The following is a 12352-nucleotide window of genomic DNA, read 5'->3' on the forward strand; positions in this document are numbered from 1 at the left end:
TTTCCTTGGTACCATCTCAGGAATTCTTATATCCCCGAGCACCAACCCCACACGCTGCTACCGCTCACACGGTCAAGCGCGCTGCATCCTGCACAGTTAGTCGAACGCAACCGTGATTTAGATCAGTGTTAGGGCCAGGAAATCGCGGCGGAAGGGAAGAAAGTCAGCACCACAGCTGCGCATTAGACTTTCGCCGCAGAGCGCCTGTTGATGGTGCTTGCGGACCTCTTGGGGTGCGACTTGACGCTTCCGCGGCTTGTCTGAGAGATACGAACGTGGAAATGAAACAACAGCCGCGGGGGTCGAGAGGCGAATGCCGCCTTGCGGAGCAAGGGGGACGACATGACTGAGGCGGTGATGGCGGGCGCGGAGCCGTTCGCATTTGATGGCGGCAGAACCGGCGTACTGGTGCTGCACGGATTTACCGGCAGCCCTCAAAGCATGCGCTATCTCGGCGAGCGTCTTGGCGAACGCGGCTATTCAATCCTCGGACCGCGGCTGCCCGGCCACGGCGTCTCGCCGGCCGCGATGGCCAAGACCACGGCAAACGACTGGGTCGCCTGCGCCGAAGACGCGCTGCTCGAGCTGTCCGGCAAATGCGACAAGGTGTTCGTCACCGGCCTGTCGATGGGCGGCACGCTGTCGCTTTACCTGGCCGCGCTGCATCCCGACAAGGTCGCCGGCGTGATCCCGATCAACGCCGCGGTGCAGGTCGATTCACCTGACATGGCCGGCATCGCGTTCGCCCGCAACGTGCCGGAGTTCGTGCCCGGCATCGGCTCCGACATGATGGATAAATCAGTGAAGGAGCTCGCCTACGACCAGGTGCCGGTGACCTGCTTCAAGCAGGTGATCGGCCTCGCCGCCGCCGCGCGCGCCTTGCTGCCGAAGATCACCTCCCCGACTTTCGTGATCAACTCACGGATCGACCACGTGCTGAAGCCGCACAACGCCACGATCATCGCGAGCCACGTCGGCTCCGATCGCGTCGAGCTGCTGTGGCTCAACAACTCGTATCACGTCGCCACCATCGACACCGACAAGGACCTGATCGCCAGCGAACTCCACAGCTTCGTGCAGCGCAATCTCTGACGCGCTCAGAGCCGCGCTTCCAGCACCTGCCTAATCTCATCGTCGCTCAGTACGATCGGATTGGTCTTCATGCTGGAGCCGCGGCTTGCGCCGACGATGCGGTCGACGTCGCTCGCGTTCACGCCGAGCGATGTCAGCGACGGCAGCGCGAGACGCTGAGTCCAATCCTCCAGCGTCGCGACAAGATTGTCGCAATCCTCGTCGGCATTGGCACCCTCGCAACCAGATAACAGCCGGCCGATCTCGGCGTATTTAGCCAGCGCGTGTGCTTGGGGCGCCCGCGTGCGGAGCGCTTCGAGATTGATCCGCGTCGCCGCCGCCAGCAGCGTGCCGCACACCACGCCGTGGCCGATCGGGAAGTACGCGCCGAGTGGCGAGGCCAACCCGTGCACCGCGCCTAAGCCCGTCTGCGCCAGGCAGATGCCGGATTGCAGCGAGGCGTAAGCCATCTGCGTCATCGCCTCCTTCGCAGCAGCGCCGCCGTCGTACCAGGCGAGCAAGCCATCGCGCGCGGCACGCAGGCCGGACAGCGCCAGCGCGTCGGTGAAGGCGTTGGCGCCGGTGGAGACGTAGGATTCGATCAGCTGCGTCAGCGCGTCCATGCCGTTGGCGGCGATCAGCACCGGCCGACAGCCGGCCAGTAGCTCCGGATCGACCAGCGCGATCTCGGCGACCAGCGCCTCGTCGCGGAACGACTTCTTGAAGCCGTCCGGCCCGTGGCGCGACAGCACTGCGTTTTTGGTCGCTTCGGAGCCGGTGCCGGCCGTGGTCGGCACGGCGATGAAGGGCGTCGGCGGGCCGCGATACGGCAGCTCCGGCCCGACGCCTTCGAGATGGTCCATCACCGAATTGCCGGGCCGTAGCAGCCCGGCGATCGCCTTGGCGGCGTCAAGCGCGCTGCCGCCGCCGAGGCCGATGACCACGTCGATCTCGGCATCGCGCCCGTCGCGCACTGCGGCATCGACCAGCTCCGGCGACGGCTCGCCGCGCACCATGACCCGCTCGCAGCTCAGCCCGCGCTCGGCCAGCTTGGCCAGCAGCGGCGCGGCATAAGGCGCAGCGTCGAACGACTGCGCGCCGGTGACCAGCAGCACGCGGTGGCCATACCGCGCGGCGAGGTCGGGCAGCTTGGCGATCGCGCCGGCGCCGAACTGGATGCGCGGCAGGCGGGCGATCGAAAACGGAGAGATCATCAGGCGCTCGGATTAGGTCCGCGCGTCAACCGCGCGGCGTTCAAACCGACGCGACGCTAGCAGGTTCGGCGGTCCGGGCGCTACGGCGCGAGGAATTGCAGCAGCCGCGGATCGTTGCGGACTTCCTCGGCGGTGCCGGTGAGCGCGACGCGGCCGCGGTCGAGCACATAAGCGCGGTCGGCGACGCGCAGCGCCAGATCGAGATGCTGTTCGACGATGATGACAGCGATGTCCTTGGCGAGCGCCACCAGCCGGTCGGTGATCTCCTCGATCACGCCGATCCACACCCCCTCGGTCGGCTCGTCGAGCAGCAGCACGCTCGGCTCGGACAGCAATGCGCGGCCGATCGCCAGCATCTTGCGCTCGCCGCCCGACAGCGTGCCGGCGGCCTGATCGAGCCGCTGGCCGAGCTTGGGAAACATCTCAAGTACGCGGTCGACAGCGCCGCTGTCTTTATTCGTCAGCGCGCCGACTGCCAGGTTGTCGCGGATCGACAGCCGCGCGAACACCGGATGGTCCTGCGGCACATAACCGAATCCGGCGCGGATGCGCTGCTCGGTCGGCAGCTTGGTGACGTCGCGCGCATCGAGCGTGACCTGGCCACGCTTGACCGGCAGCTCGCCCATGATCGCCTTCATCAGCGTCGTCTTGCCGGCGCCGTTGCGGCCCAGAATGGCGACGCCGCCGCGCCAAGGCGCCGACATCGACACGCCGAACAGCACCTGACTGCGGCCGTAGCCGGCATCGAGATCGCTCACATTGAGATATGCATCCTCAGGCACGGCGCAGATAAACCTCTTGAACCTTGGGGCTCGCCTGGATCTGCTCGATAGAGCCGGTGTCGAGCACCGCCCCTTGATCCAGCACGGTGAGGCGATCGCAGATGTCGCGGATGAAATCGAGATCGTGCTCGACGATGACCAGCGAGCAGCGCGCCTTGATCGGCTGCAGCAATTCGCCGGTAACGCGGCGTTCCTCGAGGCTCATGCCGCCGGTCGGCTCGTCGAGCAGCAGCAGCTTCGGCTCGGGCGCCAGAGCCATCGCGATCTCCAGCCATTGCTGCTGGCCGTGCGACAGCGCCGCGGCCGGCTCGCCGGCGCGGTCGACCAGCCGGAACTGCTCCAGCATCGCCATGACCTTGTCGTGCAGCAGGCCGCGGGTGCGCGAGAACATCAGCTTGGACAGCGCGGTCTGGCCCTGCAGCGCCAGCAGCACGTTGTCGTACAGCGTCAGCGCCGGCAGCACGCTGGTGATCTGGAATTTCAGGCTCATGCCGGCGCGGGCGCGCTCGGCCGGCGACGCCGCGGTGATGTCGGTGCCGTCGAAGCTGACGCGGCCCTCGGTCGGCACCTCGGCGCCGGCGATGCACTTCATCATCGTGCTCTTGCCGGAGCCGTTCGGGCCGATCAGCCCGTGAAACTCGTTCGGTTGCACGACCAGCTCGGCGCCGTTCAGCGCGGTGAGCTTGCCGAAGATCTTCTTCAGGCCGCGCGCCTCAAGCAGGGCCATGGCCGCGCTCCTTGTTGGTCGGCGGGCGGCCGAAGCTGCCGATGCGCTCGCGCTCGGTGAGGATCAGGCTGATCAGCCCGGCCGGCCGAAACAGGATCACCGCCAGCATCAGACAGCCGAGGATGATCGGCCAGATGTCCTGATACGAGTTGGACAGCCAGAATGACACCAGCTCGATCACCACGGTGCCGATGACTGCCCCGATCAGCGTGCCGGAGCCGCCGAACAACACGTACAGCACGACCTGGGTGGACATCACCACGCCCAGCATGTTGGGCCAGACGAAACCTTCGTGGAATGCGTAGAGACTGCCGGCGAGGCCGGCGATGGCGCCGCCGAGCGAGAAGATGATCGCCTTGATGTGCTGAACCTTGTAGCCGAAGAACGCGATGCGCTGCTCGTTCTCGCGCAGGCCCGCCAGCGCCAGGCCGAATTGCGAGCGCACCAGGAAGCGGCAACCGAGATAGACCAGCAGCAGGATCGCCAGCACGAAGTAATAGAAGACCGGCCCCTCGGTGAGATCATAGCCGGCGATCTGCATCGGCGGGATCGACGGAATGCCGTTTTGGCCGCCGAGATAATACCAGCCGCGCGCCAGCCGGTCGAACGCATAGGAGCCGGTCAGCGTGCCGAGCGAGACGAAGATGACGCTCGATGGATTACGGCCGAGCAGCAGGAAGCCGCCGATCAAGAGCGCGATCGCGAAGCCGATCAGCACGCCGGCCGGAATCACCAGCAGCATCGACGAGACGTCGAGATCGCGCGCCAGCAGCGCCACGCCGTAGCCGGCCGAGCCGAAGAACACCGCCTGGCCGAAGCTCATGATGCCGGAATAGCCCCACACCAGATCGAACGACAGCGCGAACAGGCACAGGATCAGCACCCGCGTGCCGAACACCGTGAGATAATCCTGCAACACCAGCGGCAGCAGCAGCCCGATCACCAGCAGCGTCAGCTCGATGATCGGCAGCACGGCCCAACGACGCTTGGCACGGGTCGTGGCGATGGTGTCGAGTGTCGATGAAGTTTCAGTCATCGATCCGCCGATTCTCGGATGGGGGAACAGCGCGCGAGATTGCGCGACCGAATGAAGGTGCAGAAGGTGCCGCGAATTGATCAGGGCACCGCCTCTCGTCACGTCGTCCCCGCGAAGGCGGGGACGACTCGTCGTAAACGCAGTGCATCAGCATTCCTTCGGGTCGACCAGACCCTTGCTGCGCTCGACGATCTCGTAGCTGCCGTTCTTGGCGACCGCCGTGTACATGTTCATCTTGCAGTGGCGCTTGCCGGGGACCATTTCGGCGGGGCCGCCGGGCCCTTCGGCGATCTTGGCGTGATCGAGCGCTGCGGCGACGCCGTCGCGATCGACCTTGCCGGCCTCCTTGACGGCGGCCTCCCACAGCTTCAGCGCCCGATACGTGCCGGTGGCGGCGCTGCCGGCGGCGAACAGGAAGTTGCCCGGGAACGCCTTTTCATACTCGCCCTGCAGCTTGGCGCTGAACGGATCGTCCTTGGTGAGCGCCTTGAAGTAATCGAGGCAGCTCGCCAGCCCTTCGATTTCGGCCGGCTGGTTGATGGCCAGCGTGTTCTCGTCGTAATACACGCAGGCGAGCCGGCCGCCGTTCTTGAGGAAGCCCGCTTCATAGAGCTGCTTGAAGAACGGACCGACGCCCGGCGGGATCACGGTGTTGAACACCACGTCGACCTTGTTGGAGATGATGCGGTTGACGGTCGACGAGAAGTCGACCTGGTCGAGCGGATAGTATTCTTCGAACACCACCTCGCCGCCATTGGCCTCGATCACCTTGCGGGCATAGGCGTTGAGCGTGTGCGGCCAGACGTAGTTGGCGCTCGGCAGCGCGAACTTCTTGCCGCCATTCTTGATCAGCCACGGAATGAACTCGTCGCACTGCTGCGCCGGGGTCGGGCCGGTGCAAAACAGGTTGGGGGTGCATTCCTTGCCTTCGTAGAGCTGCGGATAGATGTACAGCGTCTTGCCGCGCGACACGATGACGTCCTTGATGGCGTTGCGCATCGACGAGGTGATGCCGCCGATCACCAGATCGACCTTGTCGCGCTGGATCAGCTTGCGGACGTTGCCGACCGCTACCGCCTCGTTCGATGCGGTGTCCTCGATGAACAGCTCGATCGGCCGGCCGAGCAGGCCGCCGGCATCGTTGATCTGCTTGATGACCATCTTGGCGACGTTGGCGTCGGCGTTGCCGGCGTAGCCCATTGGACCGGTCAGGTCGGTGCCGACGCCGACCTTGATCGGACCGGCTGCGGCGTTCGCCCAGCCGGCCGGCACCACCCAGCTGCCGACGCCGGTGGCGATCGCGGTGCCGGCGAAGGCGAAGTTGGAGAGGAAGCGGCGGCGGTTGAGCTGGAAGTCGGAGTCGCTGGACATCAGGCTAGATCCCTTTTCCCGAAACGAGGCCCTGCGGCCGGAACTTGATGAAGACGATGGCGAGCACGAAGACGAGCACGTCGGCGACCACCGGCTGAATCACCCAGGGCAGCGCCGCCGACAGCGTGCCGATGACGCCGGCGCCGGCGACCGGGCCGGCGAACGAGCCGATGCCGCCGACCATCACGGCGACGAAGCCCTGGATCAGGAAGCGCAGGCCGAGATCGGCGAACAGCGAGAACACCGGCACGATCAGCGCCCCGGCGAGGCCGGCGAGCGCCGCACCGAACGCGAAGGTGGCGCCGTAGATGGCGTTGGTGGAGATGCCCGAGGCGCGCGCCAGCGCCGGGTTCTCCAGCGAGGCGCGCACGCGCAGGCCGAACGAGGTGCGCGACAGCAGCAGATAGCTGCCGACCATCACCAGCGCGGTGACCACGATGATCACCAGTCGCCAGGTTGAGAAATGCATCGAGCCGAACGCGATCGAGCCGCCGATCGGCTCGGGTACCGAAATATAAAGGCCTCCGATCAGGCCGCGGACGATCTCGCGGATGATCAGGCCGAGCGCGTAGGTGCCGAGCATGGCGACGATCGGCGCGGCGTAGAACCGCCGCACCACCAATCGTTCGAGCACGAAGCCAAGCGCACCGACCACGAACGGCGCCGCCACCATGCCGGTCCAGACCGGCAGGCCGGCGGTGTAGGCCAGATAGGTAACGTAGGCGCCGAGCAGCACGAACTCGCCCTGCGCGAAGTTGAAGATCCCCATCATGCTGGCGATGATTCCGAGCCCCAGCACCACCAGCACCACGATGGCGCCGAAGCTCAGAATTTCGAACAGGGCAACGATCAGATTTTCCATTCGACCTTACCGGATGGAGCAGCAAGTCCTTGGCGAGACGGTCCGGACACCCGCAACTGAAGGGTCCGGACCATCGCCGTCACATCTTCTTCCAATCGCCCGACTGCTCGAAAGCATGCGCCGCGCGGTAGATCGTCGGTTCGTCGAAATGCTTGCCGACAAGCATCAGCCCGACCGGCAGGCCGTCGACCATGCCGCAGGGGATCGACATCGCCGGGTGATGGGTGATGTCGAACGGCGCGGTGTTGCTGATCATTTCGAAGGCGCGGCCGACGACTTCCTCGCGGCTGGCGCCCGGAGCAGGCAGCGGCGTCGCCTTCATCGGCGTTGTCGGCATCAGCAGCAGATCGCATTTCGCCAGCGCCGCATCGTAGGCCGCGGTGATGCGGCGGGAGATGTTGACAGCCTTGCCGTAGTAGCGCGGTCCGAATGTGTTGTTGATATAGGTCCCGAGCATCAGGAACAGCTTGGTGGTCTCGGACAGCGAATCCGCCTGCTCTCGCCAGCCGCGATGCGCCTTCATCAGCGCCGTCGAATACAGATCCGCGCGGCTGAGACCATAGCCGTCCCCGAACATCATGGTCTGGGCGATGCCCTCAGCGCCAATCGGCGTCCATATCGCGCCCGCAAGGAGATGCGCCGGGATCGAAATTTCCTCGACTGTCGCACCCAGGCTGGCGAGCCGCTTGGCGGCCTCGCGAACGCTTTCATTGACCGCGGTCTCGGCGCCGGCCTGCTCGAAGCCTTCCTTGACGATGCCGATCTTCATGCCCTTGACGCCGCCGCCGAGCGCCTTGGTGTAGTCGTGGACGATCGGCGCGCGGATCCGCGGATCATAGCCGTCGTCGCCGGCCAGGACTTCGAGCAGCAAGGCGTTGTCCTCGACCGACGCGGTCATTGGACCGGTGTGATCGACAAACACTTCGATCGGCATGATGCCGGTGTAAGGCACCAGGCCCCAGGTCGGCTTCATGCCGTAGGTGCCGCTGAACGACGACGGCATGCGGATCGATCCGCCCTGGTCGCCGCCGATTGCCATGTCGGCTTCGCCGAGCGCAACCACCACGGCGCTGCCCGACGACGAGCCGCCGGCCGAATAGCCCATCTTGTGCGGATTGTGCACCGGGCCGTTGGAGCCGGTGTGGCTGCCGCCCGAGATACAGAAGTGTTCGCAATGCGTCTTGCCGAGGATCTCGCCGCCGGCATCGAGGATGCGGGTGACGATGGTGGCGTCGAAATCCGGCACGAAGCCTTCCAGCGTCGACGACCCGTTCATCATCGGCACGCCGGCCAGCATGATGTTGTCTTTCAGCGCGACGGTCTTGCCCTTGAGTTTGCCGGAGGCCGCGCCCTTGACGCTCGACTTGCGATACCAGGCGTTGCGCGGGTTCTCCTCGGCGCCCGGCTGATAGCCCGGCGTGCGCGGGTACTTCACCAGCGGCACCTCGTCGGGAAGCATCGCCACGACGTTGTAGGCGTCGACCGACGGCTGCATCAACGCGCGGAACGAGGCGACATCCTCATCGGTGAGAGCCAGGCCGCATTGTTCGGCGACATCGAGAAGCTGCATGGGGGTAGGAAGCGAGACTGCCACGACGTGATCTCCTGAGCATGGACCGGTCGACGACGCCGGCCCGGGGAGGACCGGCCGCGGCATGGTCGCCGCTGCGTCATGCAATTACTACATACGGAAATATTTTCGATTTCAAGTATAATCTTGCAATCGCGCATTCGTCGCCGCTGATCACAGGCTGCGCAGCAGCCGGAAGTCGAGCCCATCGGCCTGCGCCAGATGGATGTTCATCCGCGCGCGGCCGTCGCGCAGCGTCACCGGGCCACGGGCACCGCGATAGACGATGTTCTTGGCGGCGGACAGCAGCGGCCCGCGCGCCAGCGTCTGTGCCTTGTGCGCGGCGGCTTCGAGAAAGCGCAGGCCTTCGTAGTTGGACTCGCCGACCGACCCGACCGGCGGCGCCGTCGGGCCGAACGCGCGGGCGTAAGAGGCGCGGAATTCGTCGTTCTCCAGCGTGTCCTCGCCGCTGAAATAGCCCGACGCGCAGAACAGATTCTCGGTGGCGTCGGCGCCGATGCCGAGCAGCACCGTCTCGTCCATCGCGCCGGCGAGCCGCAGCACGTGGCCGGCCAGGCCGCATTCGGCGAAGGCTCGATTGAAGGTGACGCTGTCGGTGCCGATCAGCGAGATCAGCACCACATCCGGCCGCGCGGCGCGGATCCGTTCGAGGTGACGCTCGTGGTTGTCCTCGCCGAGCGGCACGAACTCCTCGCCCACGACCTGGCCGCCGGCATCGTTGATGTAGCCCTTGACGGCGCGGTGCGACAGCCACGGCCAGACGTAGTCGCTGCCGATCAGATACCAGCGCTGCGCCTTCTTGACCTGCGCCAGCCAGTCGATCGCCGGACGGCTGGTCCAGCGCGGCGTCTCGCCGATCGTCATCACGCCCGGCGAGCGTTCGCCGCCTTCATAGACCGGCGTGTAGACGTAGGGCACGCGGCTGCGGATGGCGTTGCGCAGCGCGACGCGGACCGCGCTGATATGCGAGCCCATCACGATGTCGATGTCTTCGTCCGCGACAGCGCGGGCGACACGCTCGGTGACCTCCTCGATCGGACCGCCGGCGTCGTACATCACCAGTTCGATCTCGCGGCCGAGAATGCCGCCGCGCTTGTTGATCTCGGCAGCGGCCAGCAGCGAGGCATTGCAGCAGGCGGGGCCCCATAGCCCCGGCGCGCCCTGAAAGGTGACGAAATTGCCGATCCGCAGTTTGTTGCGCGCGCGCCGTGCCGCCGCGCCCATGCCGTCGCCGGGGCCGTCCATCCATGCCGCATCAGCCAGCGACGACACTCGATCAAGCAAGCCGAGTGGCGCAACGGCGGCGGCACCGTTGCCGAGATCCCCGATCGAGAGCACACCCTCTCCTGAACTATTGGCGCCGACCTGCAGCGACAGCGCGGCCCGCACGCCTAGTGATGCTATTCGAAAATATTGAACTTTCAAGAATAGATGTGCATATAGATGCAGCAAGTGCAGCACGTGATTCATTCAATCCGAACGATAAAGTCCCAGCCGTGGCCAGATCGCCCAGCCGCAACCCGCCGATCACCGAACACCTCGCTTATCTGCTCGCGCAGGCCAACCGGGAGATCAACCGGCAGCTCGAGGCACGGCTGCGCGACGAGGGCGTGCCGGTGGAACAGTGGCGCATCCTCAAGGTGCTGTCCGACGGCAAGGGCCACTCGATGGGCGAACTCGCCGACGCGGTGCTGCTCGCTCACCCGACCCTGACCAAGATGATCGACCGCATGGTGTCCGACGCGCTGGTGTATCGCGCGCAGGATCCGGACGATCGCCGCAAGGTCCTGATGTACAGCTCCGAACGCGGCAAGGCGCTGACCCAGAGGCTCAACGCGCTGGCGCTGAGCCAGGAAGCCCACATCGCCGAAAGCTACGGCGACAAGGCCACGGCGGAGCTGAAGCGCCTGCTCGAAAGCCTGATCGACGCGGCGACCTGAGCGGGCCTCGCCGCGCCGGCGCGAGCCTGCACGGCTGCTGGCGCGCCGCTTGTGTCGCGCGATCTCGCTCGGGCGATGCGCAACGACCTCATCGAAATCTTCTCCCCGTCCTCAAGGTGCGGGCCCATCCTAACCGACCGAGCTGTTCGGCACGCCGAGCGGCTGTTTCGAAATCATAGGCGACTGCCCGCAAATCGACCCGCCAGAAACCGCCCTCGCCCAACGCCGCGATGAGGTAGCGTGAACGCGGCCCCTGCGGATCTGGGAGATCGGGAACAATCGGATCGTCATCGTAGGCGGGGAGGCCAACGCTGCCAGGATTGGCGATGATCCGGCCATCGGGTAACTCCACGCATCGCGCAGCGTGGCTATGGCCGCAAAATGCCAGGCGGTGATGGGTCGCATGACGGCTGATGTCGGTCTCGCTGGCCTTCAGCATCGCGCCCGGCCGCCCGGTATGCAGCCAATAGTCAGCATCGCTAGTCGGGGCGCCATGGCAGAAAAGCACACTGGGAATCGGCTCCATCCGGGCCGGTAGGCCGGCTAGCCAATTGCGATGGCGGCCCTCGATCCGAGCAGCAGCGAAGCCATCGGACGAATCGACGTCGGCCGCGCCGACCGACAGCATTTGCCGTTCGTGATTTCCCGCCAAGGTCGGCCAGCCCAACGCGAGCAATAGATCGGCGGTCTCCGAAGGCCAAAGCGGTCCCGAAAGGCAATCGTCCAGATTGTAGATCTGATCGACACGGGCCGCCGCGATGTCCTTGATCACGGCTTCCAGAGCGGGGAGATTGCCGTGGATGTCCGACAACACGGCGATCCGCATCGAGAGCTTACTGCCAACTCAAGGCGACCAGAACGGCGGGCATTGTCACCGCTGCGAGCGCTGTCTGCACACTGATGATGCCTGCAGCAATACGATGATCGCCTCCGAGCAGCCTCGCCATGATGTAGGCCGATGGCGTGCACGGCAAGGCGTTGAAAAGAACGATCGCATTCAGAGAAACACCCCTAAGCCCGAGTGCAACGCCGATGATATAGGTGGCAAACGGGACTAATCCTAGTTTGACAATCGTCGATTGAAGGACCGCCCCGTGAGAGAGACGAGGGGCCGCCATATCAAGCCCTGCACCGACCGCGAGCAGGCCAAGGGGCAGTGAGGCGGTGCCCAGAATCGTGAGAGTCGACGCCAGCGCTTGAGGAAGCTTGAGCCCGAGAAGCTGTGTCGCGGCACCTGCCAGGACCGACACGATGACAGGATTGGTGACGATCGTTTTGAGCAGCTTGCGTGGATCGATCGGGCCTTCGTTTCCATATAGCGCCAACACCACGATCGAGCCGACATTGAGGACGGGAATCATGATTGCGATTGCAACCGCCGTCACCATCATTCCATCGTCGCCGTAAAGCGCCGTCGCCGCTGCGAGACCGACGTAAGTATTCGGACGAAGAGCGCCTTGTAGAACAGACGAGAAGATCGGCCCTGACTGCGGCCGGAACAAGCGCCATCCGTAGAGCAATGCGCCGCCTATCGCCACGGCGCCCAACAGCGTGACGGCGACGGCCTGCAGTGAAAGGCTTGAGAAATTTGCCGTCGCTATCTGCCTGAACATCAGCGCCGGAAACAGGTAGAAGTAATTGAGCCTCTCGCAAGGCAGCCAAAATTCTTCGGCAATCATGCGTCGATGTCGTAACACAAAGCCCAGCACGATGATGGCGAAGATCGGCGCGAGTGCGACGGTTATTTCGATCATGACT

General features: G+C 65.2%; 12 protein-coding genes. 2 read left to right on the plus strand and 10 right to left on the minus strand.

Annotated features, from left to right (window positions below; all coding sequences use genetic code 11):
* Positions 1-342 precede the first annotated feature (342 nt).
* Positions 343-1092 (plus strand): alpha/beta hydrolase, encoded by a 750-nt coding sequence (locus D4Q52_RS20175; RefSeq protein WP_119858366.1) that lies wholly within the window; start codon positions 343-345, stop codon positions 1090-1092.
* A 5-nt stretch (positions 1093-1097) separates the two neighbouring features.
* Here D4Q52_RS20175 and D4Q52_RS20180 read toward each other — a convergent pair whose 3' ends face one another.
* From D4Q52_RS20180 to D4Q52_RS20215, 8 genes are all read right to left on the minus strand, one after another.
* Positions 1098-2285 (minus strand): iron-containing alcohol dehydrogenase, encoded by a 1188-nt coding sequence (locus tag D4Q52_RS20180; protein ID WP_119858367.1) that lies wholly within the window; start codon positions 2283-2285, stop codon positions 1098-1100.
* An 80-nt stretch (positions 2286-2365) separates the two neighbouring features.
* Positions 2366-3067, minus strand: coding sequence for an ABC transporter ATP-binding protein (locus D4Q52_RS20185; protein WP_119858368.1), 702 nt, complete (start codon positions 3065-3067; stop codon positions 2366-2368).
* Complete coding sequence (locus tag D4Q52_RS20190) at positions 3060-3794, minus strand: ABC transporter ATP-binding protein (protein WP_119858369.1); 735 nt, start codon at positions 3792-3794, stop codon at positions 3060-3062. Before D4Q52_RS20190 ends, D4Q52_RS20185 begins: the two co-directional genes overlap by 8 nt.
* Positions 3781-4830 (minus strand): branched-chain amino acid ABC transporter permease, encoded by a 1050-nt coding sequence (locus D4Q52_RS20195; RefSeq protein ID WP_234831267.1) that lies wholly within the window; start codon positions 4828-4830, stop codon positions 3781-3783. Before D4Q52_RS20195 ends, D4Q52_RS20190 begins: the two co-directional genes overlap by 14 nt.
* Before the next feature lie 147 nt (positions 4831-4977).
* Positions 4978-6201: a substrate-binding protein gene (locus tag D4Q52_RS20200; RefSeq protein ID WP_119858370.1), complete on the minus strand. Its 1224-nt coding sequence runs from the start codon at positions 6199-6201 to the stop codon at positions 4978-4980.
* Positions 6202-6205: 4 nt separating this feature from the next.
* Positions 6206-7063, minus strand: coding sequence for a branched-chain amino acid ABC transporter permease (locus D4Q52_RS20205; RefSeq protein WP_119858371.1), 858 nt, complete (start codon positions 7061-7063; stop codon positions 6206-6208).
* Positions 7064-7142: 79 nt separating this feature from the next.
* On the minus strand, positions 7143-8657 hold the full coding sequence (locus D4Q52_RS20210) for an amidase (protein WP_119858372.1): 1515 nt from the start codon (positions 8655-8657) through the stop codon (positions 7143-7145).
* A gap of 150 nt (positions 8658-8807) precedes the next feature.
* A complete protein-coding gene (locus D4Q52_RS20215; RefSeq protein WP_119858417.1) occupies positions 8808-9992 on the minus strand; it encodes a substrate-binding domain-containing protein in 1185 nt (394 codons plus the stop codon).
* A gap of 158 nt (positions 9993-10150) precedes the next feature.
* Here D4Q52_RS20215 and D4Q52_RS20220 point away from each other — a divergent pair, with 158 nt between their 5' ends.
* On the plus strand, positions 10151-10594 hold the full coding sequence (locus D4Q52_RS20220; protein ID WP_182915379.1) for a MarR family winged helix-turn-helix transcriptional regulator: 444 nt from the start codon (positions 10151-10153) through the stop codon (positions 10592-10594).
* A gap of 88 nt (positions 10595-10682) precedes the next feature.
* On the opposite strand, the gene D4Q52_RS20225 is transcribed toward D4Q52_RS20220, so the two are convergent.
* Both D4Q52_RS20225 and D4Q52_RS20230 read right to left on the minus strand, forming a co-directional pair.
* On the minus strand, positions 10683-11420 hold the full coding sequence (locus D4Q52_RS20225; protein WP_119858374.1) for a metallophosphoesterase family protein: 738 nt from the start codon (positions 11418-11420) through the stop codon (positions 10683-10685).
* Positions 11421-11427: 7 nt separating this feature from the next.
* The gene (locus D4Q52_RS20230) at positions 11428-12348 is read right to left on the minus strand and encodes an AEC family transporter (protein ID WP_119858375.1); all 921 of its coding nucleotides are present in this window, start codon (positions 12346-12348) and stop codon (positions 11428-11430) included.
* Between the last annotated feature and the right edge of the window lie 4 nt (positions 12349-12352).

Source organism: Rhodopseudomonas palustris (assembly GCF_003591005.1).
Taxonomy (GTDB): Bacteria; Pseudomonadota; Alphaproteobacteria; order Rhizobiales; family Xanthobacteraceae; genus Rhodopseudomonas; species Rhodopseudomonas palustris_K.

Coding starts and splice junctions, on each gene's coding strand:
- D4Q52_RS20195 (WP_234831267.1), bottom strand. CDS start 4,830: ATGACTGAAACTTCATCGACACTCGACACCATCGCCACGACCCGTGCC.
- D4Q52_RS20175 (WP_119858366.1), top strand. CDS start 343: ATGACTGAGGCGGTGATGGCGGGCGCGGAGCCGTTCGCATTTGATGGC.
- D4Q52_RS20230 (WP_119858375.1), bottom strand. CDS start 12,348: ATGATCGAAATAACCGTCGCACTCGCGCCGATCTTCGCCATCATCGTG.
- D4Q52_RS20180 (WP_119858367.1), bottom strand. CDS start 2,285: ATGATCTCTCCGTTTTCGATCGCCCGCCTGCCGCGCATCCAGTTCGGC.
- D4Q52_RS20225 (WP_119858374.1), bottom strand. CDS start 11,420: ATGCGGATCGCCGTGTTGTCGGACATCCACGGCAATCTCCCCGCTCTG.
- D4Q52_RS20205 (WP_119858371.1), bottom strand. CDS start 7,063: ATGGAAAATCTGATCGTTGCCCTGTTCGAAATTCTGAGCTTCGGCGCC.
- D4Q52_RS20190 (WP_119858369.1), bottom strand. CDS start 3,794: ATGGCCCTGCTTGAGGCGCGCGGCCTGAAGAAGATCTTCGGCAAGCTC.
- D4Q52_RS20200 (WP_119858370.1), bottom strand. CDS start 6,201: ATGTCCAGCGACTCCGACTTCCAGCTCAACCGCCGCCGCTTCCTCTCC.